The 21,500-nt window shown below is 70.1% G+C and carries 22 protein-coding genes, 1 tRNA gene and 1 pseudogene; 15 read left to right on the top strand and 9 right to left on the bottom strand.

Annotated elements, in window-relative coordinates:
- Positions 1–43: 43 nt before the first annotated feature.
- A complete protein-coding gene (locus G127AT_RS13970; protein ID WP_210897878.1) occupies positions 44–1,075 on the bottom strand; it encodes an aminotransferase class V-fold PLP-dependent enzyme in 1,032 nt (343 codons plus the stop codon).
- Positions 1,076–1,156: 81 nt separating this feature from the next.
- Between G127AT_RS13970 and G127AT_RS13975 the strand changes: the two genes are divergently transcribed.
- The 7 genes from G127AT_RS13975 to G127AT_RS14005 all read left to right on the top strand — a co-directional run bounded on the left by G127AT_RS13975 (position 1,157) and on the right by G127AT_RS14005 (position 6,936).
- Entirely contained in the window at positions 1,157–2,179 is a 1,023-nt protein-coding gene (locus G127AT_RS13975) for a LysR family transcriptional regulator (RefSeq protein WP_210897880.1), read from the top strand.
- A gap of 83 nt (positions 2,180–2,262) precedes the next feature.
- Entirely contained in the window at positions 2,263–3,771 is a 1,509-nt protein-coding gene (gene gltX / locus G127AT_RS13980) for a glutamate--tRNA ligase (RefSeq protein ID WP_210897882.1), read from the top strand.
- On the top strand, positions 3,768–4,772 hold the full coding sequence (locus tag G127AT_RS13985) for a cytochrome b/b6 domain-containing protein (protein WP_244857606.1): 1,005 nt from the start codon (positions 3,768–3,770) through the stop codon (positions 4,770–4,772). The genes gltX and G127AT_RS13985 overlap by 4 nt, the downstream gene beginning before the upstream one ends.
- A gap of 162 nt (positions 4,773–4,934) precedes the next feature.
- Positions 4,935–5,009: transfer RNA gene (locus tag G127AT_RS13990), tRNA-Gln, on the top strand.
- 107 nt (positions 5,010–5,116) lie between these two features.
- Positions 5,117–5,716 (top strand): hypothetical protein, encoded by a 600-nt coding sequence (locus tag G127AT_RS13995; protein WP_210897886.1) that lies wholly within the window; start codon positions 5,117–5,119, stop codon positions 5,714–5,716.
- Between the two features lie 144 nt (positions 5,717–5,860).
- Complete coding sequence (locus tag G127AT_RS14000) at positions 5,861–6,388, top strand: helix-turn-helix domain-containing protein (RefSeq protein ID WP_210897888.1); 528 nt, start codon at positions 5,861–5,863, stop codon at positions 6,386–6,388.
- Complete coding sequence (locus tag G127AT_RS14005) at positions 6,385–6,936, top strand: PIN domain-containing protein (RefSeq protein ID WP_210897889.1); 552 nt, start codon at positions 6,385–6,387, stop codon at positions 6,934–6,936. The genes G127AT_RS14000 and G127AT_RS14005 overlap by 4 nt, the downstream gene beginning before the upstream one ends.
- 111 nt (positions 6,937–7,047) lie before the next feature.
- Here G127AT_RS14005 and G127AT_RS14010 read toward each other — a convergent pair whose 3' ends face one another.
- Both G127AT_RS14010 and G127AT_RS14015 read right to left on the bottom strand, forming a co-directional pair.
- Positions 7,048–7,464 (bottom strand): hypothetical protein, encoded by a 417-nt coding sequence (locus G127AT_RS14010; protein ID WP_210897890.1) that lies wholly within the window; start codon positions 7,462–7,464, stop codon positions 7,048–7,050.
- Between the two features lie 10 nt (positions 7,465–7,474).
- Positions 7,475–8,792: pseudogene (locus G127AT_RS14015) on the bottom strand (ISL3 family transposase).
- 159 nt (positions 8,793–8,951) lie between these two features.
- Between G127AT_RS14015 and G127AT_RS14020 the strand changes: the two are divergent.
- Genes G127AT_RS14020 through G127AT_RS14035 form a run of 4 tightly spaced genes read left to right on the top strand, consistent with a single transcriptional unit; the run spans position 8,952 to position 10,760 of the window.
- The gene (locus tag G127AT_RS14020) at positions 8,952–9,458 is read left to right on the top strand and encodes a glutathione peroxidase (protein ID WP_210897891.1); all 507 of its coding nucleotides are present in this window, start codon (positions 8,952–8,954) and stop codon (positions 9,456–9,458) included.
- A 59-nt stretch (positions 9,459–9,517) separates the two neighbouring features.
- Positions 9,518–9,895 (top strand): thioredoxin family protein, encoded by a 378-nt coding sequence (locus tag G127AT_RS14025; RefSeq protein WP_210897894.1) that lies wholly within the window; start codon positions 9,518–9,520, stop codon positions 9,893–9,895.
- Positions 9,892–10,185 (top strand): hypothetical protein, encoded by a 294-nt coding sequence (locus G127AT_RS14030; protein WP_210897896.1) that lies wholly within the window; start codon positions 9,892–9,894, stop codon positions 10,183–10,185. Before G127AT_RS14025 ends, G127AT_RS14030 begins: the two co-directional genes overlap by 4 nt.
- The gene (locus G127AT_RS14035; RefSeq protein ID WP_210897899.1) at positions 10,182–10,760 is read left to right on the top strand and encodes a hypothetical protein; all 579 of its coding nucleotides are present in this window, start codon (positions 10,182–10,184) and stop codon (positions 10,758–10,760) included. Before G127AT_RS14030 ends, G127AT_RS14035 begins: the two co-directional genes overlap by 4 nt.
- Before the next feature lie 180 nt (positions 10,761–10,940).
- Here G127AT_RS14035 and G127AT_RS14040 read toward each other — a convergent pair whose 3' ends face one another.
- The 4 genes from G127AT_RS14040 to G127AT_RS14055 form a co-directional block, all read right to left on the bottom strand.
- Entirely contained in the window at positions 10,941–11,621 is a 681-nt protein-coding gene (locus G127AT_RS14040) for a hypothetical protein (RefSeq protein ID WP_210897900.1), read from the bottom strand.
- A complete protein-coding gene (locus G127AT_RS14045) occupies positions 11,618–12,259 on the bottom strand; it encodes a TetR/AcrR family transcriptional regulator (protein WP_244858013.1) in 642 nt (213 codons plus the stop codon). The genes G127AT_RS14040 and G127AT_RS14045 overlap by 4 nt, the downstream gene beginning before the upstream one ends.
- Positions 12,260–12,271: 12 nt before the next feature.
- Positions 12,272–12,535 carry a hypothetical protein gene (locus G127AT_RS14050; RefSeq protein ID WP_210897905.1) on the bottom strand — a complete coding sequence of 88 codons (264 nt, stop codon included), beginning with the start codon at positions 12,533–12,535 and terminating at the stop codon, positions 12,272–12,274.
- Positions 12,536–13,151: 616 nt separating this feature from the next.
- Positions 13,152–14,696: a plasmid pRiA4b ORF-3 family protein gene (locus tag G127AT_RS14055; protein ID WP_244857607.1), complete on the bottom strand. Its 1,545-nt coding sequence runs from the start codon at positions 14,694–14,696 to the stop codon at positions 13,152–13,154.
- A gap of 168 nt (positions 14,697–14,864) precedes the next feature.
- Between G127AT_RS14055 and G127AT_RS14060 the strand changes: the two genes are divergently transcribed.
- Positions 14,865–16,292, top strand: coding sequence for a GmrSD restriction endonuclease domain-containing protein (locus G127AT_RS14060; RefSeq protein WP_210897907.1), 1,428 nt, complete (start codon positions 14,865–14,867; stop codon positions 16,290–16,292).
- A 33-nt stretch (positions 16,293–16,325) separates the two neighbouring features.
- Positions 16,326–17,351 carry a DUF4236 domain-containing protein gene (locus G127AT_RS14065; RefSeq protein WP_210897909.1) on the top strand — a complete coding sequence of 342 codons (1,026 nt, stop codon included), beginning with the start codon at positions 16,326–16,328 and terminating at the stop codon, positions 17,349–17,351.
- A 57-nt stretch (positions 17,352–17,408) separates the two neighbouring features.
- Here the strand turns inward: G127AT_RS14065 and G127AT_RS14070 are convergent, their stop codons facing one another.
- Positions 17,409–17,846, bottom strand: a complete 438-nt coding sequence (locus G127AT_RS14070; RefSeq protein WP_210897910.1) for a hypothetical protein — start codon at positions 17,844–17,846, stop codon at positions 17,409–17,411.
- An 85-nt stretch (positions 17,847–17,931) separates the two neighbouring features.
- The gene (locus G127AT_RS14075; protein WP_210897911.1) at positions 17,932–19,167 is read right to left on the bottom strand and encodes an FAD-dependent monooxygenase; all 1,236 of its coding nucleotides are present in this window, start codon (positions 19,165–19,167) and stop codon (positions 17,932–17,934) included.
- A gap of 115 nt (positions 19,168–19,282) precedes the next feature.
- Between G127AT_RS14075 and G127AT_RS14080 the strand changes: the two genes are divergently transcribed.
- Entirely contained in the window at positions 19,283–19,861 is a 579-nt protein-coding gene (locus G127AT_RS14080; RefSeq protein WP_210897913.1) for a TetR/AcrR family transcriptional regulator, read from the top strand.
- Between the two features lie 184 nt (positions 19,862–20,045).
- A complete protein-coding gene (locus G127AT_RS14085; protein WP_210897915.1) occupies positions 20,046–21,497 on the top strand; it encodes an aldehyde dehydrogenase family protein in 1,452 nt (483 codons plus the stop codon).
- The last annotated feature ends 3 nt before the right edge of the window (positions 21,498–21,500 follow it).

Consider the following 21,500-nt stretch of genomic DNA (forward strand, 5'->3'; position numbering starts at 1 on the left):
CTCGGGGCAGGCTGCCGGGCCCAGGCGGCTCGGCGTCGGCGACTCAGCGGCCGATCGCGCGCGCGGCCAGTTCGACGTCCTCCTCGTCGTTCCAGACGTGGAAGGCGACCCGCGCCCGCCCCGCGCGGCCGGATGCGGTGAGGCCGGCCGCGGTGAGGAGCGCGAGCTGCCCGCCGTCCGCATCGGCCCAGGTGACGATCGCGCTCTCGCCCGGCGGCAGTCCGAGGCGCTCGCGGAACGCGTTCGCGAGCCCGACATCGTGCGTGCGGGTCGGCTCGACGGGGGTGGATGCCGCCTGCCGCAGCGCGACCTCGGCACCGACCCACGCATGCCACGCCGGCGACACCTCGAAGCGGCGGGCGCCACGTGCCAGGTGCAGCTCGGGGCCGTAGCAGCTCGCCCACGGGTCCTCGCCGGAATACCAGCCGGCCGCGTGCGGGGTGAACTCCTCGATCGCGCGGTCCGAGAACGCGGCGAAGGCCGCCCCGCGTGGCGCCGAGAGCCATTTGTAGGCGTGGCAGACGACGAGGTCGGCCTCCAGCGCGTCGGTCGGCATCCACCCGGTCGCCTGCGTCGTGTCGACGAGCAGGAAGGCGCCGGCCTCGCGCGCGGCGCAGGCGATGGATGCCGCGTCGGCGACCTCCCCGGTGGCGGACTGCACGAGCGAGACCGCCACCGCCCAGGTGCCCGGGCGGATCGTGTCGGCGACCGCATCGACCGGCACATGCCGCACCCCGAGGTCGCCGCGGGCGAGGAAGGGGGCGACGACCGAGGAGAAGTCGCCGTCGACGCAGACGATCTCGGCGCCGGCCGGGGCGGACGCGGCCGCGAGCGCGATGAAGGGGGAGACCTGCGAGCCGGTCGCGACCCGCTCGGGGGAGGCGCCGAGGAGGGTCGCGGCGTGCCCGCGGGCGCGTTCGAGCAGCTGGGAATACGCGGATGCGTGCGCGGTACCCGCCGACCAGGCGGCGAGGTCCGCGGACAGGGCGTCGGTCGTCTCGCGTGCGGGGAGCCCCAGGGTGCAGGCGGCCAGGTAGCCGCGACCGGCGGCGAAGCGTGAGCGATTCGGGTGCATGCTTCGAGCTTCGCGCCGGATCATCCATGCGACAAGACGCAGTGTGCGATGGCATCCATTCGCCGAGATTATGATTCGGGCATGCCGCACGACGCCATCCGCGATGCCCTGGATCTCGCGACCCTGCGCGCCGTGAGCGCCCTCGCCGAACACGGCAGCCTCACCGCCGCCGCCGCCGCGATCGGGTACAGCCAGCCCGCGATCAGCCAGCGGTTGCAGCGATTCGAGGCCCGCACCGGCATCGCCCTCACCGAACGCGCCGGCCGCGGCCTCCGCCTCACCCACGCCGGCCGCGCCCTCCTCCGCCACGCGGTCGCGGTCCGCGGCGAACTCGACGCCGCCGCCGCAGCACTCGCCGAACTCGGCGGCCTCGAAGCCGGGCGCATCCGGCTCGCGGCATTCCCCTCGGCATCCGCCACCCTCGTGCCCGCCCTCGTCCGCATCCTCGCCGCCCGCCACCCCGGCCTCGCCGTCAGCTACGTCGAAGCCGAACCGCCCGAGGCCGTCGCCGCCGTCCGCGACGACCGCGCCGACCTCGCGATCACCTTCAGCTACCCCGGCGACCGGCACGACCCGCACCGCGACTCCGCACGCGGGCTCGACGTCGCCGACTACGCCGAAGAGGAGGTGCGGCTCGTGCTGCCGGCCGGGCATCCCGCAGCGGATGCCGGACGCGCGGCCGGCGCCGGAGACCCGGCCGGCGCGGTCGGCACCGGCGCCTCGGCCGCGCTGCCCGCCCTCGCCGAACTCGCCGGGGAGGACTGGATCGCCGGCTGTCCGCGATGCCGCGGGCACCTGCTCGAAGTCTGCGGCGTCGCCGGCTTCGAACCGCGGATCGTGTTCGAGACCGACAACGCCGCAGCCGTCGAGGGGATGGTCGCCGAAGGCCTCGGCGTCGCCCTGCTGCCCGAACTCGCCCTGGCCGCATCCGCCCGCCGGCCGGGCGTCGTCACCCGGGCGACGGGGGAGCGGCGCACGCTCCACCTCGTGACCGCACGCGGGGCTGCACCCGCCGTGGCCGCCGCGCGGCGAGCGCTCGCCGAGGTGCGCGAGCGGGCGGGGCGGGGCGCCGGGGCATCCACACCCGAGGGATCGGTCGGCTAACGGCCATGCGACTGGGGCCGCAGGAGGGTCGAGGTAGCGCGCTAACCGATAGTGCTAGCTAGCTAACGGATAGCATTGTGGGGATGCCTGAGACGCCCTTCACCACCGCCGCCGGCCGCGATATCCGTGTGCGGTTCTGCCCTTCGCCCACCGGCACGCCGCACGTCGGCCTCGTGCGCACCGCCCTGTTCAACTGGGCCTACGCCCGCCACACCGGCGGCACCTTCGTGTTCCGCATCGAAGACACCGATGCGGCGCGCGACAGCGAGGAGAGCTACGCGCAGATCATCGAAGCGCTCACCTGGCTCGGCCTCGACTGGGACGAGGGCGTCGTCGCCGGCGGCCCGCACGCGCCCTACCGGCAGTCGGAGCGGAGCGACATCTACGCCGAGGTCATCGAGGGACTGAAGGCCGCCGGGCACGTCTACGAGTCGTTCTCGACCGCGGAGGAGATCGACGCCCGCAACGAGGCCGCCGGCCGGCCGAAGCAGCTCGGCTACGACAACTACGACCGGGGCCTCAGCGACGAGCAGCGGGCCGCGTTCCGTGCGGAGGGCCGTGAGCCGTCGCTGCGCCTGCGCGTGCCCGAGGTCGACCTCGGCTTCGACGACCTCGTGCGCGGCCGCATCGACTTCCCGATCGGGCAGACGACCGATTTCGTGCTCGTGCGCCCCAACGGCAAACCGCTGTACACCTTCGTGAACCCCGTCGACGACGCCCTCATGGGCATCACGCACGTGCTGCGCGGCGAAGACCTGCTGCCCTCCACGCCGCGGCAGATCGCCCTCTACCTCGCGCTCGTCGACATCGGCGTCACCGACTTCGTGCCGCGCTTCGCCCACCTGCCGACGGTGCTCGGCGAGGGCAACAAGAAGCTCTCGAAGCGCAACCCCGAGTCGAACCTGTTCCACCACCGCGACCGCGGCTTCATCCCCGAGGGCCTGCTGAACTACCTCGCCCTCCTCGGCTGGGGCTTCGCCGCCGACCGCGACGTCTTCAGCCGTGCCGAGATGGTCGAACGCTTCGACGTCGCCGACGTGAACCCGAACCCGGCACGTTTCGACCTGAAGAAGGCCGAATCGATCAACGGCGACCACATCCGGCTGCTCGAGCCCGCGGACTTCCGCGCCAGGCTCGCGCCCTACCTCGCCGCCGCCGGCATCATCGGCGACACCCCGACGCCCGCGCAGGACGCCCTCCTCGCCGAAGTCGCCCCGCTCGTGCAGGAGCGGATGCAGCTGCTCGGCGAAGCGCCCGGCATGCTCGGCGCGTTCTTCGTCGACACCGACTCGCTCGCCTACGACGACGACGCCATCGCCGGGCTGCCCGCGAACGCGGGCGAGGTGCTCGAGGCGGCCTCCGAAGCCCTCGACCGGCTGCCGGCCGAGTCGTGGACCCACGACGAGATCGAGCAGGCGCTGCGCGCCGCCCTCGTCGACGGGATGGGCCTGAAGCCCCGCGTGGCCTTCGGCCCCGTGCGCGTCGCGATCTCGGGGCGACGGGTGTCGCCGCCCCTGTTCGAGTCCATGCAGATCCTCGGCAAGGTCGCCTCGCTCGCCCGCATCGACCGCCTGCGCCGTCGCGACGCGTGAACGAGGCGGGCGGCGGGGGCGACCGGCCGGGCCGCGGGTCGGCCACCGCCTCCGGGTCGCGCGGCACGTGGCGGCGGATGCTGTGGTGGGCGCTCGGCGCGCTCGCCCTCCTCGCCGTCGGGGTCGTCGTCGCCCGGCTGCTGCGGACGATACCCGCCGTCGAGGCGTTCATCGACGCCCACCCCGGGCATTCGACGGCCGGCGGGTCGACGCCCGCCGGCATCCCGGCCTGGCTCGGCTGGCAGCACTTCCTGAACGCGTTCTTCCTCGTCATGCTCGTGCGCACCGGCCTCATCATCCGTGCGAAGCAGCGCCCGCCGGCGTTCTGGACGCGCGACAACACGCGTTGGCCGCGCACCAAGGGGGCGCCGCGGCGGCTCGGGATCTCGGTCTGGCTGCACCTCGTCGTCGATGCGCTGTGGGTGCTGAACGGCGTCGTCTACCTCGTGCTGCTGTTCGCGACCGGGCAGTGGCGGCGGATCGTGCCCACCGAGTGGGAGGTCGTGCCGGGGGCGGTGTCGGTCGGCATCCAGTACCTGTCGCTCGACTGGCCGACCACGCACGCCTGGGTCGCCTACAACGACGCGCAGGTGCTCGCCTACTTCGCGGTCGTCTTCCTCGCCGCGCCCATCGCGATCGTCACGGGCCTGCGCCTCTCGCCCGTGTGGCCCATGCAGGGGCGCTGGGCGCGCGTGCTGCCCGAGCGCACCGCGCGGGCGCTGCACTACCCGACGATGCTCTTCTTCCTCGTCTTCACCCTCGTGCACGTCGTCCTCGTCTTCGCGACCGGCGCGCTCAGGAACCTCGACGCCATGTACGCCGCGAGCGATACGGCGAGTTGGCTCGGATTCGGGATCTTCGCCGTCTCCGCACTCGTCATGGGCGCCGGCTGGGCGCTTGCGTCCCCCCTCGTGCTCGCCCCGATCGCCGAACGCTTCGGCACGGTGCGGCGGATGCCCCCCGCCGCCGTGCGCCCGCCCCGCCGCCCGCCGGTCGAGTAGGCGCGCAGCGCCGTATCGAGACCCGCCACCCGTCGGTCGAGGAGGCGCGCAGCGCTGGACACCGAGCACCGTCCGTCCGCCCACTCGAGCTCGTCTCAGTTTGGCCAGTGCGGAATCGTCGGCTAGAGTTGCTTGTCGGCCGCCGCTTCGGCAGCAGGCCATTGGGGTATGGTGTAATTGGCAACACGGCTGATTCTGGTTCAGTTGTTCTTGGTTCGAGTCCAGGTACCCCAGCCAGAGATCCGGCGGTATGTCCGCGGATCAGGGCCACCGTTTCCCCCCTCGATCGGGCTGCATCGCAGCCGCCGCGACTCGGACTCCGTCTGATGAGACTGGGGGATTCCATGAAGACGATCCGCACTTCGGTTCTGCCGTTCGCGGTGCTCGTCCCGCTCGTGCTCGGCGGCTGCGCAGGCCCCGCGGTGGATGCCGGTGGGCCGTCTTCGACCGCGGGCGTCGAGGTCGAGGAGAAGCTGCTCACCGTCGACGTCCGCATCGCCCGCTCGCTCGTTGACCCGGACGACTCGATGACCGATGAGGAGATCGAGGCATCGGCGAAGGAGGACGGCGTCAAGGCCGTCGTCGACGGCGACGCGGTCGTCTACACGATGACGCGTGCGGAGCAGCAGAAGATGCTCGACGAGTTCCGTGAGAACGCCGAAGCATCCGCCGACGAACTGGTCGCGGACGACTCCAACTCGGTCACCGGCGTCGACTTCGACGACTCCATGACCTCCTTCGAAGTCTCGGTCGACGCGGGGCGCTACGGCTCGCTCGAGGCGCTCCTCGCCCTCGGGTTCTACATCCAGGGCGCCCTGTACCAGCAGTTCGACGGAGTCCCGCAGGACGACATCGACGTCACCGTCGACTTCGTCGACGACGCCACCGGCGAGGTCCTCGACAGCGGCTCCTACCAGGAGATGCGGGCGAACCTGGAGGAGTAGGGGCGCGCGGTCTCAGGACGCGGGCCGGCTACGTGGTCTCCGCACAGCGGCGAGACGTGGCACTCGCGGCGCCGCACGCGGTGCGGGACCGCGAGATCTAGGCTCATCGTTCGATTTTTTCGATTGATGACGTACTGTAGTGATATGAACACCTCGACCGATACGCCACGCGGTGCACGCAAGGCGCAGACCTATCTTCCGGAGGCAGACTCTCGTGAAGAGCTCCTCGATTTCGCCGAGTTCATGCGGTCTATCGAGTCATACCTGTCGGCTGACCCGTCAAAGGCTGCGCTCGTCGATCCGAAGGGTGTGGTGCGCCCCATTCCGGACGAGATCTTCCGCATCCTCGAACAGGTGACGAATGCGCTCGCCGCCGGTGAGGGAATCACAGTTGTGCCGCAGGGGATGACGATGACAACCCAACAGGCGGCGGACTTCCTCGGTATAAGCAGACCGACGCTGGTTCGGTTGCTCGAAGCGGGCGATATCCCGTTCGACCAGCCTGGCCGGCATCGTCGTGTCCGTCTGGATGATCTCGTCGAGTATCAGGCGAGGTTCCGCGCCGAGCGTCGCACCGCACTCCGTGAACTCCGCCGTGCCAATCTCGATGCCAAGGTCAAGGTGGGCAAACCCGCCGACCTGCGGCGCGTCTCGGAGCTCGACGGCGAGTGAGTTTCGCCGCTTTCTTTGACACCAATGTGCTCTATGGCGCCTTGCTGAACGATTTCATCCTCGAGCTCGCGGATCGGGGACTATACCGACCCCTGTGGTCCAAGGATGTGCTGTTCGAGCTTTCGAAGAATCTCGTGAAGAACGGCGAAGACCCTGTGCTCGTCGCAAAGCGGGTCGACACGATGGAGCGGTACTTCGTCGACGCGTTGGTCTCGGGGTATGACGAACTCATCGCGACGATGACGAACGATGCGAAGGACCGGCACATTCTCGCTGCCGCCGTGCGTGGTGGTGCCGAAGTACTGGTGACGTTCAACACGAAGGATTTCCCGCCGCGTTCGGTCGAGCCGTTCGATCTCGAGATCGTGCACCCCGACGACTTCCTCCTCGACCAGCTCGATCTCTTCCATGCGCCGACGTTGCGGGCACTGGTCGATCTCGTGAGTAGTTACGACTCGCCGACCATGACGCTCGACGATTTCCTCCTCTCGCTCGCACGTGCCGGCGTTCCAGGGTTCGCCGACGCTGCGCGAGCGAAGCTCTACTGAGTGCGGGATCGTTCGTAGGGGGATGCCTGCGGGAGCGCGACCCCTTGAGTGGCGATGCGCTCCGCCGCAGAGTTGTTGATGCCACCGAACGGGTCGGGCTCATGGCAGCAACTACATCCATGACTCTTGTTCCGCACGCCGGTCGCGCTCCATGTCGCAGAGTGCGTCAAGGTAGTCAGTAGCGCCCGCGAGCTCCACGTATGCGGAATCAAGATCGGCGGCGAGGCGTGTGAAGTCAACCGACACATGCACGTTAGGGAGCTGGCCGGGGAAGCGAAAGCCATTGCCGCTGGGGTCGGTTTCGGAGACAAGTCCCAAGACCAGCTGCGTACGGTCAGAGAGCTTCTCTCCGCCGAGTGCGTCGAGGTGTTCGTTCAGTAGCTCAAGGAGTGAAGCCATGTCGTGTCGGAGTTTTTTCTTGAGACTGGCCTCAACGGTTGCGTAGGCGAGTCCCGGATCACCGTCTCCGCGTTCGCGGCGCGCAGCGGCGCCTTCATGTATCGCCGCCTTTACTGGCTCTTCGGACATTCGGTGGGGGTCACGGGGTGAGGCCGCCTGCGGCGAGGAGCATGCGTAGCCTGTAGTTATCGCGATTGCGGAAGCCTCTGGCGAGGCGGCGGTGGAGTTCGATGATGCCGTTCACGGCCTCGGTGCCGCCGTTGTTCGCGCGGCCGGTGGTGAAGTAGCTCAGGAACGCGTCGTGCCAGCGTCGGAGGGTGCGGCCGAGGCGGGCGATCTCGGGTATCGGGCAGGTGTGGAACGAGTCGAGGACGTTCTGGGCGATCCGTCCCCCTTCTGTCAGGTCCTTCTGGTGGTAAACGGATCGGAGTTGCTGGGCGCATTGCCAGGCGATGAAGACTTCCTCGTGGGCGGGGTCGGCCTCGATCGCTGTGATCAGTCTGGCTCGCTGTTTGTCGGTGAGGTTGTCGGCTCCTGCGCGGAGGATGGTCTGGATCCCGTAGAGCGGGTCGCCCTTGCGTCCGCGATGGCCGAGGGTGTCCTGCTGGACGCGACGGCGGACCTCGTCGACGGCGGCGGTGCCGAGCTTGACAACATGGAACGCGTCCAGCACCGCGACGGCGTCGTCGAGCGTGTCCTCGATCGCGGTCTTGTATCCGGCGAACGGATCCAGCGCGGCGATCTTCACCTGCTTCCGGAATGCGTCGCCGCGTTCACCGAGCCAGCCCGCGTACGCCTTCCCGGACCGGCCGGGTACCAGATCCAGCAGCCTCGCCCTCGTCTTGCCGGTGTGATCACGGCTGAGGTCGACCATCCCGGTCAGTTCCTTCGGTCCCCGCCGGCGCGGGTCGAGGTGGTGCCAGACATGCTCATCGACGCCGAGGATCGTGACACCCTCGAACCTGGACTCGTCCTCGGCCAGGCGCACGAGTTCGGGTTCGAGGGCCCGCCACACCGTCTTCCACGATGTCCCGAGCTGACGGGCGAGCCCGGCGATGGTCGCGTGCTCGCGTCGCAGCTGCCCGATCGCCCAAGCGATAGCGCGGGTCGTGATCGACCCGCGGCGCGACCAGGCCCGGGAGTTGCTCGACGAACGTCTTCCTGGCGCAGTCGGCATCGCCGCAGCGGAACACGCGTTGCCGCCACACGATCCGAACCCGCGTGACACCGGGCACGTCATGCAGCACCCGGCGGCGACGCCCACGACCGACCGCGACGACCCCGCATCCCGGGCATCCGGTCGGTGCCGGCGAGCTCGAGACCGTCACGACCAGCAGCCCGTCGCGCCGATCGACGTGCTCGACATGCACGCCATTGAGACCGACCAGCAGGTCGCAGCGCGGGCACGGACAGGCGGCAGGCAGCACGGAAGCACGCGCCGAAGTAGGGTGAAACACGTCGAGGTCCTCGTGATCGATCGGAGAGTTAGCCTTCTGATCCTCGGGGACCTCGACCCCTACACGCCAACCATCACCCCGCGACCCACACCCCCACAGATGTCCGAAGAGCCCCTTTACCGAAGTACCGGCGCAAATGACCTGAGAGGAGCACGAAAGATGAGTCTGGAAGAACTGCCGATCACACTGCTGGGAGGGGAGGAGACGACGTTCGGCACCATCGCGGACGGGCGTGTCGCGCTCGTGGTGAATGTCGCCTCGCGCTGCGGTCTGGCTCCGCAGTACGAGCAACTCGAAGAGCTCCAGACGCGCTACGGCGATCGCGGGTTCACCGTGATCGGCTTCCCGAGCAATCAGTTCCTGCAGGAACTCGGCACCTCGGAAGCGATCGCCGAATACTGCTCGACCACCTGGGGTGTGACCTTCCCCATGACCGAGAAGGTCAAGGTCAACGGCAAAAGCGCCCACCCGCTGTACCGCCAGTTGACCACGACTCCGGACGGCGAGGGCAAGGCGGGACGGGTGTCATGGAACTTCGAGAAGTTCCTCGTGCACCCCGACGGACGAGTGAAGCGGTTCCGTCCGCGCACCACCCCTGACGACCCGCAGATCATCGCTGCGATCGAAGAGTGGATCTCCGACGCCGATACCGAGGCCGCCGGCTGAGTGTGCCGCGTCGCTGGCCATTCAGGGTTCTCGGATACCCGGAGGGGTATATTGACGGCATGGCGACGGTCGAGATCACGAAAGACACCCTGCAAGGCACCATCGAGCAGGAGGGGATCGTTCTGCTCGATTTCTGGGCGGGATGGTGCGGCCCGTGCCGCGTCTTCGGGCCGGTGTTCGAGCGGGCCTCCGAGGCGAACGCCGACATCGTGTTCGGCAAGATCGACACGGAAGCGCAGCAGGAGCTCGCCGCCGGCTTCGGGATCACCTCGATCCCGACCCTGATGGCCTTCCGCGACGGCATCCTCGTCTTCGCCCAGCCCGGCGCCCTCGGCCCGGCCCAACTGGACCAGCTGATCTCCGGCGTCCGCGGCCTCGACATGGTCGAAGTGCGCGCCAAGGTCGAAGAGGCCCGCGCCCAGAACGCAGTGTCGTGACGGGTTCGCCGAGCGCGGCACCGGTGTGCCGCCCCGGAGCCGGGACGCGCATCGTCCAGGGGCTCGTCGCCCTCATGGTCGCGGCGTTCGCCGTCGGCGAGGTGCCGGAACAGCCCGTCATCGCGATCATCGCGGGCGTCGTCGCCCTCGGGGTCACGGCGATGGCGATCACGGGGCGCTGCACCATTCCGGTGCGTGCCGAGCGGATCGACGAAGAAGCGATCGCGGAATACGACGACGCGCGCCGGCTCGTGGATCTCTCCGCGGCCTCGCAGAAGGACCGCACATGAACCGCATCGCGGCCTGGGCGGGCCGCCAGAAATCGAACCTCGCACTCGCGGCGATGGCGCTTCGCACCTGGGACCCACGGCAGATCTTCGTCGCGATCCTCGCCGGCGTCGGCACCGCCGTCCTCATCGGCGTGGCCACAGTGCTCATCCCGAACCCGCTCTTCGCGCGCGAGATCGCGCCGGTGTGGTGGAACTACCCGGTGTGGATCCTCACCTCCGCAATGACCGGCATCCTCATGGCCGGCTACGTCCGCCCCCGCATTCCGGACGGTGCGGCTACCCGCGCCGCCGACGACCCCGTGGCCGGGGCGGGGGGCGACGACGCCGAAGAGCACCGGAGCGGACGCTTCGCGATCGCCGGCGGAATGCTCGCCTGGTTCGCCGTCGGCTGCCCGGTCTGCAACAAGATCGCCCTGCTCGCGCTCGGATACACCGGGGCGCTGACCTGGTTTGCACCCCTGCAGCCCGTGCTCGCGATCACCGCGATGGTGCTCTCGACCGTCGCCGCCGTCTGGCGGCTCAAGGGGCAGCTCGCCTGCCCGCTTCCGGTCGCGCGCGACGCGGCGACTGCGTAGAGCATCCCGAAAGCAGGCCGAGTCGGCCGCCCGTCGCCGAGAGCAGGCCGAATCGACCGCGGAGAGTCGGTCGTGGCCGGTTCTCGTGACGGCGCCGCCGCCGAAGAGGGAGCGGATGATGGCGACCGGACAGGCCGCCGAGGCGGCGCTGAGGTGTCGCCTCCGCTCTGCCTGTCGGGCTCAGAACGGCAAGAACGAGCCGGTGATCGGCCAGGTGGCGGCGTTGGCGGCGATGAGCACGGCGGCGACACCGAGGAAGACGGTCATGAGCACCGCCGACGGGCCCGCGAGGCGGCCGATGAACTCGGTCATCCGGCGCACGGGCGCCGAGCGTCGCCCCGCGCCGAGCACGAGCGTGAACGCGACGAGCGGGGACTGGCTGACGAGGAACCACACCGTGATGAGGCCGGCCATCGCCCAGAGCCCGCCGACGGGCAGCGCCGCGACCGCGTAGAACGACGGGTCGGTGAGGGCCGAGACGCCCCAGAGCAGTCCGAGCAGCATCATCGCCCAAATGCCCGCACCGGTCCTGCGGCGATCCTTCGAAGCGGCGCGGGTGCCTCGCCGGATTCGCAGGACCGTCCACACCGCGAGGGCGAGCGCCGCCACGACCTGCACGCCGAACCGAAGCGGGTCGGGCACCACGATGTTCGTCGCGATCCACGCCGTGACGGCGTGCACCGTTTCACCGAGCAAGGTGCCGACGACGATCGTCGAGGCGGCCGCTGTGACGAAGAAGGCGAGAACGGCACGAATGCGCCCGCCGGCGGCGAGAGCGGAGATCGCGATGAACGCACCGAACGGGTCGAACCCGGCCAGGCCGAGCCCAGCGGCCGCGGCCACGGCGGCAAGAGGGTTCATCGTTCACGCTCCGAAGATGAGACGGGAGACGGTGCGCCCGGCTCCGCGAGCATCCGCCCGAACAGGTCGACGAGGCTCGCGATCGCGAGCTCCGTCGACAGCACGCCCGCGTTGACCGATTCGACGAGGCCGTCGCCGGCGCCGATGAACATGACGATCAGGGGAGCGGCTCGGTCGCCGTCGAGGTCGAAGGCGTCGACGAAGACCTGTTCGAGTCGTTCGGGGACGACGAAGTCGGGTTCGGCCGGGCCGCCCGCGACGATCCGGGCCGCCGTGACGGCGTCGTAGGCGGCGCCCTCGCCGAGCCCGTGGGTGATGTAGGCCCGTGCGATCGCCGCGAGCCGTTCACGCGGGCGGCTGCCCGCTGCGTCGAGCGCCTCGCGCACGACCTGGCCGTAGCGGTCGAGGATCGCTTCGTGCAGTGCGGCGAGCAGATCGGGGAGCGTGCCGAAGTGCCGGTAGGCGATCGGTTTCGTGACGCCGGTGCGCGCGGCGACGCGGGCGAGGGTGACCGACGCGCCGCCCTCTTCGCGGGCGATGGCGACGCCGGCGTCGATAAGGCGCCGGCGCCGCTCGGCCGCGCTCAGGCGGGTGCCCGAGGGCGTCGGCTCGGTACTGCCATGGTGCGTTCGCTCCATCACGGGAATAAGTTACCTCACGTAACTTGGGAACCGTCTGTGGGACCCGGTGGAGTGGGCGGCGTCGCCGACGAGGCCGATCCGGTCCATCGAGCAGGCATCCATGCGGATCTGGCTGATGGAGTCGTAGCAGAAATCGTCGGCGGCGATCGCCTCCCGGAGCGCGTCCTGGCTCTGCCGGTATGCGTCGATGGCGGCCGCACGCTTGGCGCGGGCGACACCGAGCGCAACCCCGGTGGCGACGAGGGCCACGACAAGGGTCGACGCGGCCGCCATCAGCACCTTGGTACGTCTGGGAAGACCCTTCCTCGCGGTAGGCGCGAGCTTGCCGGGTCTGTGGTCGGCATGCAGGCTCCTTCCGGTCGGAGGTCGGGGACTCTCGCCCACCTGTGGGCCGAGGCGATGTCAGTCGCTGCTGCCATGCCGCGACGCGTCCCGCCCGGAACTGCCGAGGGTGCCGACAGGCGGCCCGTAACCCGCCCGCCGGCAGCTCGGCGACCGAAACTCCCGCTGTCGCGGGCCCCGGCCGGCCGCCGAACAAGAGCCTATGGGCTCGGCACGACGATAACCGTCGCCGACACCGATCCACGAAGATGCACCGCAAACAGGGGTGGAACGCCCTGATGCTGCGGCATTCGGGGTTCTGATCGGCAAGGCCCCGCTGGCTTCGGGCACCGGAATCGCCCTATGAGATGCCGTCACGGTATCTACCGGGTGCGCGGAGGTCCCGGAGCGTCGAGACGCTACCGGGGCCTTCCCATGCCTTCAGGACGCCCGAGGCGGGCCGGCGAGCGGCGGACGGTGACGCTCGAGCGCCGGGTTGTCGCCCGGGTCGGAAGCGGATACAAGACCCGCATCGGCGGCGAGCTCGTCGGCGTCCTGGGGGTCGTCCCTACCCGCGTACCGCGGCTCGCGCGATCGCACCCACCGGGCGATGGATACCGCCCAGGCGGCGACCGCGGGAGACTCCCGCGAGCTGCTCCATGACGTCGAGTGTTGGGCTGTCGGCGGGCGGCATCGATCGGCGGTCGTGGCCGTCGCGCCAGCCGAGATCGAACAGCACGCCGACGATGAGATGGTTCCAGAGTTCGAGGTCGGCATCGCTCCCCGCGACGACGAGCGCCGCCCAGCCGGCCTGGCGCTCGGCCGGCGACTTCCCGAGTGGCAGCCGGCCCACGATGTGGTGCAGGAGTGCCTGCGGGTCGCCGGCGCAACGTGCGGCGGCCCGGGTCGGCGAGATGCGGCCGTTCCGCACCGCGACGAGTCCGAGCGCGCGGGCAGCAGAGCGCAGCGTCGCGACCGGCGGGGTGAGATCCTCCCGATTGGCTTTGCCGATCCACCACTCCGTGATGCCGGTGCGCCGTGCGATCTCCTCGACATCGTCCGGCCTGAGGTACCCTGCGGCGGTGAGGTTCGCACCGCCGCCGATGACGTCGAGCAGCACCCGGAACGGCTCGGTGAGTGCCGCCGCTTCGGCGTCGTCGACGGCCACGGGGCCGTGCGAGGCGGGACGCCCGAGGATGTCGCGCAGGATCGACGCGCCCCGGCGCTCCGCTGCCTCGAGCAGCGAAGCGAGTTCCTCGCCGACCGGTGCGGGCTCGGCCACGGCTGCGGCGATTCGTTCGTTCGTCTCATCGACGTCGAATCGGTCCGGGTGCCAATCGCTCGGCAGCCAATCGCGAGCGTGCTCGTCGCTGTCGAACACCTCGGGACGAAGCGCTCCGTCGTAGTCGCTGCGGACCCAGTCGGCGAGTTCGCCGTAGCCCCACACGCCGCCGCAGTCCTCCGGCGGGCAGGCGAGCTTGCCGGTGAGGCATCGGGGCACCTCGGGCGGCATGTCGAGCACCTGTTCGACACGCAGCACGTGCTTCCATCCGTCGCCGAAGTCGTAGTCGTACCAGAGCCGGTCCCCGGACTCGGCGACGAGCTGGTCGAGACGCACCTCGTCTTCGAGCATGCCTTCCTCGCCCTCCTCCAGATCGAAGGGGGTGATGAACTCCGGGGCCATGCGGTCGTTGCCCGTGCGGAAGCGATGCAGATGCGAATCCGTCCACCCCATCGTCGCCTGCAGCACGGCGTGGAGCCGGGGGAGCGTGAGGTCACCCGACACTTCGATACGCCGCCACACGGGCGGCTTCGTGTGCTGCAGGTCGACACGGAGCCGGAACCCGCGCACCCGGTCCGGCACCGGCAGCAATTGCGGTTCCGGCCGCCGCCATGCCGCCCCGAGACCGCCCGCGAGCTGCCCGATGAGTTCCTCGCGCGGCACCCCCGGAAACGCGTGCTCGATGAACTTCAACAGATCCGGTGCGTCGAATCCCCGACCCGGCATGGTGCCTCCTCGCTTCGTCGGCGTGCTGCCTCGGTGAGACACGCCACGACATTCTCTCAGTCGAATGGCGTGCCGCGCCGGCTCGTCGGCTCGTTCGTCGAGCACATGGGCCGCTGCGTCTGCACGGCGGTGCGGGAGGGCCTGCCGCCGCTGTCGTGCTCGGTCATGGACCTGGGTCTTGGGCGAGACATGCCCCGCGAAGACGGGGCACAATGCGGTCATAGCGGCGTTCCCACCTACCATGAGCGGCTGAAAACATGTCCGAGGAGGAAAATGCAGGACTTCCCGCCGAAACCCGCCGGCTGGTACCCGGACCCCGACGCAGCGGGAACACGCCGCTACTGGAACGGCGACGAATGGACGGATCAGCGGGAAGACGCGCCGCCTGCCCAGTCGATGGCGAGACGGCTTCTCTACCTCCTCAAGAACCCGAAACGGCTGATGCTCGCCGTCGTCGCCTTCCTGATCCTCATCGTGGCCTTCTCGAACGGCCCTGGGGCCGGATTCTTCGTCCTCGGCATCCTGGGCGCCGGATTCGGGGCACAGGCGCTCTTCAACGGACGGCCCGAATGGGCACGGATCGTCGGGCGCAAGGGCACGGCGATGGTCGCCGTCGCAGGTGTGCTGGTCGCAGTGATCGGCGGCGCCGTGGGGATCGGGGGAGCCTCGAGCGAAGCCGTGGATGCCGATCCCGCACCCACGCCGACGGCCGTACCGATATCGACGCCTACCCCGGAGCCGACCGTCGAACCCGCGGATCCCGAAGTCGTCACGGCTCCGGACGCGGCTGCGTCCGTCGTCCTCGCCGACGGCTCCGCGACGCAGGCGACCGCCCTCGCCCTGCTCGAGACGCTCCCGGTCAAGGGGCGCGCCCCGAAGACCGGGTACGATCGGGTCGCCTCGTTCGGAACCGCCTGGCTCGACGTCGATCGGAACGGCTGCGACACCCGCAACGACATCCTCGCGCGCGACCTCGACCCGCACACGGTCGAAGGGCCCTGCAAGGTGCTCGACGGAACGCTGCAAGACCCGTACACGGGCAAGACGATCGATTTCATCCGGGGGAACAAGACCTCGCTCATGGTGCAGATCGACCACGTCGTCCCGCTCATGAACGCGTGGGAGACCGGTGCGCAGCAGCTCACCGCGGAGCAGCGCATCAGCCTCGCCAACGACCCGATCAACCTCTTCGCCGTCGACGGCCCGACCAACGCGAAGAAGGGGGCGGGCGACGCCGCCACCTGGCTGCCGCCGCGGACGCAGTTCCGCTGCACCTATGTCGCTCACCAGGTGTCGGTGAAGGCGACGTACGGGCTGTGGGTCACGCAGGCCGAGCACGACCGGATCGCCCGGATCCTCGCAGACTGCCCCGACGAGGCGGCGGTGACGTCGGGCTTCGCGCCTGTGCCGGAACCTGCGGTCGAGCCGGTCGAGGACGCCGGCGCGTCGGCGGGATCCGAGGGGGGATCCTCGGAGTCGGCACCTGAACCGGCGCCCGCCCCGGCTCCCGCACCGGATCCGGTTCCCGTACCTGCACCGGCTCCGGCACCGGCTCCGGCACCGGATCCGGTCCCGGAAACGGTCTCCTATGAGAATTGCGATGCCGCGCGGGAGGCAGGAGCCGCTCCGATCTACGAAGGCCAACCCGGTTACGCGCGGCACCTCGACCGCAACGGCGACGGGGTCGGTTGCGAAGAATGATCCCGGCACGAGACGAAAACAAGGACGGCTGAGATGGGATTCCGGATTCGCAAATCGTTCACCGTCGTGCCCGGGGTCCGCGTCACGGTGACGCCTCGATCCGTCGGAGTGAGTGCCGGCGTCCGAGGCGCGAGGGTGTCGGTGAACTCAACCGGCCGTGTCACCCGCACGATCGGCATCCCCGGCACCGGGATCTCGAACGTGAAATCGATCGGCTCATCGTCCCGGCGACGATCCGCTGCAAGGCGGTCGGGCGCCCCAGCGCGGGGATCGTCGGCCAAGGCCGCACACGCGCAAACGCCGAAGCCGGGGCTGTTCGCGCCGGTGTGGGAGAAGGTCGCCTACCGGGCAGTCGGATCGCCCGCGCCCGACGTTGCCGAGCTTCGGTATCTGGCGCAGGAGTCGCCCACCGGTGCTCCGACCCTCTCCCTCGTCGAGGCGGTCTTCGTGAACCTGCCGGCCGGCGACATGCCTCGCGCACGCTCACTGCTCGCGTGGCTGCACGCCCGCGGAGTCGATCCGCATCAGGAGCGCTTCGTCCGAAGCTATTTGTCGGAGAAGACGCTGACGGTGGGTATCGCCAACGGCATCACGGCCGTGCTCGGGCTCGACCGAAACGCTCTCGGGCTGATACTTGCGGAACTCCATCAGTCCCTCGGGTACGTCGACGACGCGATCGCCGTCGTCGAGGAGCTCGAACCGTCGACGCTGACTGCGGTCTCGCTTGCGGAGCTGTACGCGCAGCAAGGCCGCTGGGGCGAGATCGTCGAGTTGACGGACGGCGTCACGAACGTCGATGAACCCTCCATGTTCCTCCTCGTGCAGCGCGGTGCAGCTCTTCGGGAGCAGGGCTATCACGAGGCCGCGAGGGAGACGCTCGAGGAAGCCCTCCGCCTGCGGTCGAGACCCGTCGGGCTCCGGAACCTCGCGTATGTCGAGCGCGGGCGCGTCCATATGCAGGAGGGCAAGCGCTCGCTCGCCCGCAAGGACTTCGAGCGTGTGCTTGCGGCGGATGCCTCGTTCCCCGGCCTCGCGGGGCTGCTCGCACAGGCCGAGTAGCGTCGCGCGGCATGGCGTGCGGCATCCACTCGGGGCAGACGCCGCCACGCCGCCGCCTCAGGCGCGCCGGACCAGGTCGCGGAGCGCGGCATCCACCGCGTCGGTGATCTCGACGACCGCATACGAGACGGGCCACATCGGACCGTCGTCGATGTTCGCCGGGTCGTCGAAGGAGACCGTGCCGTAGCGGGTCTTGAACTTCGAAGCCGGCTGGTAGAAGACGACGACCTTGCCGTCGCGCGCGTAGGCCGGGAAGCCGTAGAAGGTCTTCGGCGCGAGCCCGGGCGCCTCCTCGGAGACGATCTTGTGCAGGAGCAGGGCGACCTGCTGGTCGAGGCCGGTCAGCGCGTCGATCGCGGCGACGCACGCCTCGAACTCCTTCGCGAGCTTCGCTGCGCCCTTCAGGCCTTTCGTGGAGCGGATCTCGTCGGCGCGCTGGCGCATCGCCGCACGTTCCTCGTCGGTGAATCCGCTCTTCGTGGTGTTCTCGCTCATCGTGTGCTCCTCCTCGATCGTGCCGGTACTGCCCACGCTAGAACGGCGACCGGCGGGGCGGCTTCTCGATTTCCGATCGATGCGGTCAGGCCGGCAGCGCCGGGTCGACCGGCCGGCCGGCCAGGTACATCTTCCGCATCAGGGGGAGGAAGGGGCGGGTGAGCATGATGCCCATGGTCGCCTGCGAGGCGATCGCCGCGAAACGGTTCGCCGGCACCATGAAGCCGATGCCGCCGCCGGGCAGCACCTTGCCGGCTTCGGCGAAGGGGGCGAGGGCTGCGGCGTAGCGGCGGAGTGCTGCGACGGGATCGACGGGGTCTGCGACGAGTTCGGCGGCGAGGAGGTAGGCGCCGATGAGGGCGGTCGCGGTGCCCATGCCCGACAGCGGCGATCCGCACGAGGCGGCGTCGCCGACGAGGCCGATGCGGCCGTCGACGGGGGAGTCGAGATCGACGCGGTCGAGCTCGTCGAAGTAGAAGTCGGCGGCGCCTTCCATCGTTTCGAGGATCGTGGCCGCATGCCAGCCGGCGCCGGCGATCATGCGGCGGACGAGGGCCTGCTGGGCGGCGCGGTCGCCGCGGAGGGCGGGATCGTGCTCGGTGCGGAGGGTGATGAGGGCCATCGAGACCGCCGGGTCGCCCGTGGGGCGGATGCCGATCGCCGCGCCCGGGACGACGCGCATCGAGAACCAGCCGGGTTGGACGTCGGCCGGGGTGGGCATGGTGAAGAAGGCGATGTATCCGCCGAGGTAGGTGGAGACCTCGGCCTCGGGTGCGAAGGCGAGCCGCCGGGTGGCGGAGTGCACGCCGTCGGCGCCGATCGCGACCGCGTAGCGTTCCGTGCGGCCGGATGCGAAGACGGCATCCACCCCCGAATCGTCCTGCGCGAGGGAGGCGAGGTGGTCGCCGTAGCGGTGCTCGAGCAGGCCGGGCCGGGCGGCGGCCGCGGCGGCCAGCTCGTCGAGCAGCACCTCGTTGAGGTCGCCGCGCGAGATCTCGACCTCGGCGACGGGGCCCTTGCCGTCGAAGGCTTCCATCGACAGGCGGCCGGTGATGCGGCCGCGGCCGTCGACGTAGGCGATGCCGCGTTCGTCGAGGCGGCGGGGGTGGATGCCGGACAGGAGCCCCATGCGGCGGGCGACCTCGTGGCTCGCGCCGCGGAGGTCGACGGCCTGCCCGCCCGAGCGGGGAGCGGGTGCGCGTTCGACGACGGTGACCGCCCGGCCGGCGCGGACGAGTTGGAGGGCGAGGGCGAGGCCGGCGATGCCGCCGCCGGAGACGAGGATGCGCGGTGCGGTCGTGCTCGGTTCGGTGCCGGTCATGGCGGTGCCTTTCGTTCGGCGGATGCTCTCAGACGTTTGTCTCAGACATATGTCTACTCCGAGTTGGCACGCATGTCTAGTACAGATGTCTCAGACATCGTCGTACGATGGACGCATGGGAAATCGCGAGGATCTGCTGGCCGGAACGCGCAAGGTCATCCTCGAGCGCGGCGTCGCCAAGACCACCGCGCGCGACATCGCCGCGGCATCGGGGGTGAGCCTGGCCGCCATCGGCTACCACTTCGGCTCGAAAGACCGCCTCATCAGCGAAGCGCTCGTCGAATCGCTCGGCACCGGCATCGGCGACGAACTCGAAGACCTCGTCGGCGAGCACCATGACCTGCCCCTCATCGACGCCTTCGCCGACACCTGGAATCGCATGCCCGAGATCTTCGCCGCCAACCGCGAAGCCCTCCTCGCGAGCCTCGAGAACGCCCTCCTCGCGCTCCGCGACCCGGCATCGGGCGGGCCCCTCCGCGACGCCGTCGCCGAAGGGCACCGCGGCATGGCCGAGCGGTTGCGCCAGGCCCACCCCGAACTCGACGAAGCCGCGGCGGATGCCGTGGCGCGCCTGGACTTCGTGCTCGCCCAATCCCTCGGGCTGCTCTGGCTCCTCGCCCCCGACGCGCTGCCCACCGGCGACGAGCTCGCCCGCGCGGTCGCGGTCGTCGCGGGGCAGGGCGAGCCGCGCTGACGCGGGTGTGCCGGGGCTGGTGACCGCCCGGCATCAGGTCACCGGATGCGACGGACTGTCCAACCCGGCCGCGGCCGATTCCGACGCCGCGCTCATGCCCGCGAGTCGCTCGGCTGCTTGGCTTGACCCGGCGCACACGCCGAGGTGTCGCCGAAGCACCGACGATGAGGACGGAAGAGGCGATATGGCTGCGCTCGACGACGAGATCAACGCGGGAACCGTATTCGGAGGCACTTGGAGGCATCCGCACGGCGGCACCTACACCGCGCGGGACGCGGCGACGGGAACGGCGATCGGTACCGTCGGTCTCGCCGACGCCGACGATGTCGCAACAGCCGGTCTCGCTGCTCGCAGTGCCCAGCCGGCATGGGCCGAACTCGGCTTCCGCGAACGCGCCGCGGTCATGCACCGCGCCGCCGAATTCCTCGAAGAACTCCCACGCGAAGACCGGCTGCTGCTCCAGCGGGAGGAAGGGGCGATCGCCGCGAAGGTGAACGGCGAGATCCACAAGTCGGCCGAGGAGCTCCGCGCGGCTGCGAGCCTTCTCGAACAGCCCTACGGCGACCTGCTGCCGAACGAGGACCCGACCATCCTCTCCATGGCCCGCCGCGTGCCCGCCGGCGTCATCGGCGTCATCGCCCCTTGGAATGCGCCCATGCTCCTGGCGATGCGCAGCGTCGCTCCGGCGCTCGCGCTCGGCAACGCCGTCATCCTGAAACCCGACGTGAAGACCGCGATCTCCGGCGGCATCGTGATCGCCAAGGCGTTCGAGGCCGCGGGCCTGCCGGCCGGTGTGCTGCACGTCCTCCCGGGCGGGCCGGAAACCGGCGAGGCCGTCGTCGCCTCGCCGCATACCGACGTCATCTCCTTCACCGGATCGACGGCGGCCGGCCGCCGCGTCGGCGAGGTCGCCGGCCGGCTGCTGAAGAAAGTCGTCCTCGAACTCGGCGGCAACAACGCGCTCATCGTGCTCGACGACGCTGACCTCGACGAGGCCGTGTCGGCAGCGCTCTCGGGGTCCCTCCTGCACAACGGCCAGATCTGCATGGCCACCGGCCGGCACCTCGTGCACGACTCGATCGCCGACGAGTACACGAGACGCCTCTGCGAGGCCGTCGCGGCGATGAAGGTCGGAGACCCGACGGACCCGGCGACGCGGGTCGGGCCGCTCATCAGCGAGAAGCAGGCAGAACGGGTGGCGTCGATCGTCGGCCAGGCCGTCGCCGACGGAGCACGGGTGCTCGTCGGTGGGGAGCGGTCCGGCCCCTTCTACACCCCGACGGTGCTGGGCGATGTCGACCCCGGCAACGCCGCCTTCGAGAACGAGATCTTCGGTCCCGTGCTGCCAGTCACCAGCTTCTCGGACGACGACGAGGCCGTGCGGTGGACGAACGCCAGCGAATACGGGCTCTCGGCGGCCGTCCACACCGGCGACCTGACCCGCGGGCTCGCTCTCGCCGCGCGTGTGCGGACCGGCATGGTCCACATCAACGGCATGACCATCAACGACGCGCCCCACGTCCCCATGGGCGGCGTCGGCCAGTCGGGCAACGGCGGCCGCTACGGCGGCCACTGGAACCTCGACGAGTTCACCAGCTGGCAATGGGTGACGGCGCGCGGCCCGCGACGCGACTGACCC

It is taken from the genome of Agromyces archimandritae (assembly GCF_018024495.1).
Lineage (GTDB): Bacteria > Actinomycetota > Actinomycetes > Actinomycetales > Microbacteriaceae > Agromyces > Agromyces archimandritae.

Excerpts from the sequence above, each read along its gene's own strand:
- G127AT_RS14020 (WP_210897891.1), top strand. The coding sequence starts at position 8,952 with ATGAGTCTGGAAGAACTGCCGATCACACTGCTGGGAGGGGAGGAGACG.
- G127AT_RS14035 (WP_210897899.1), top strand. The coding sequence starts at position 10,182 with ATGAACCGCATCGCGGCCTGGGCGGGCCGCCAGAAATCGAACCTCGCA.
- G127AT_RS14070 (WP_210897910.1), bottom strand. The coding sequence starts at position 17,846 with ATGAGCGAGAACACCACGAAGAGCGGATTCACCGACGAGGAACGTGCG.
- G127AT_RS14025 (WP_210897894.1), top strand. The coding sequence starts at position 9,518 with ATGGCGACGGTCGAGATCACGAAAGACACCCTGCAAGGCACCATCGAG.
- G127AT_RS14050 (WP_210897905.1), bottom strand. The coding sequence starts at position 12,535 with ATGGCGGCCGCGTCGACCCTTGTCGTGGCCCTCGTCGCCACCGGGGTT.
- G127AT_RS14045 (WP_244858013.1), bottom strand. The coding sequence starts at position 12,259 with ATGGAGCGAACGCACCATGGCAGTACCGAGCCGACGCCCTCGGGCACC.
- G127AT_RS14000 (WP_210897888.1), top strand. The coding sequence starts at position 5,861 with ATGAACACCTCGACCGATACGCCACGCGGTGCACGCAAGGCGCAGACC.
- G127AT_RS14075 (WP_210897911.1), bottom strand. The coding sequence starts at position 19,167 with ATGACCGGCACCGAACCGAGCACGACCGCACCGCGCATCCTCGTCTCC.
- G127AT_RS14010 (WP_210897890.1), bottom strand. The coding sequence starts at position 7,464 with ATGTCCGAAGAGCCAGTAAAGGCGGCGATACATGAAGGCGCCGCTGCG.
- gltX (WP_210897882.1), top strand. The coding sequence starts at position 2,263 with ATGCCTGAGACGCCCTTCACCACCGCCGCCGGCCGCGATATCCGTGTG.
- G127AT_RS14060 (WP_210897907.1), top strand. The coding sequence starts at position 14,865 with ATGCAGGACTTCCCGCCGAAACCCGCCGGCTGGTACCCGGACCCCGAC.
- G127AT_RS14065 (WP_210897909.1), top strand. The coding sequence starts at position 16,326 with ATGGGATTCCGGATTCGCAAATCGTTCACCGTCGTGCCCGGGGTCCGC.
- G127AT_RS14040 (WP_210897900.1), bottom strand. The coding sequence starts at position 11,621 with ATGAACCCTCTTGCCGCCGTGGCCGCGGCCGCTGGGCTCGGCCTGGCC.
- G127AT_RS13995 (WP_210897886.1), top strand. The coding sequence starts at position 5,117 with ATGAAGACGATCCGCACTTCGGTTCTGCCGTTCGCGGTGCTCGTCCCG.
- G127AT_RS14085 (WP_210897915.1), top strand. The coding sequence starts at position 20,046 with ATGGCTGCGCTCGACGACGAGATCAACGCGGGAACCGTATTCGGAGGC.
- G127AT_RS13975 (WP_210897880.1), top strand. The coding sequence starts at position 1,157 with ATGCCGCACGACGCCATCCGCGATGCCCTGGATCTCGCGACCCTGCGC.
- G127AT_RS13970 (WP_210897878.1), bottom strand. The coding sequence starts at position 1,075 with ATGCACCCGAATCGCTCACGCTTCGCCGCCGGTCGCGGCTACCTGGCC.
- G127AT_RS14080 (WP_210897913.1), top strand. The coding sequence starts at position 19,283 with ATGGGAAATCGCGAGGATCTGCTGGCCGGAACGCGCAAGGTCATCCTC.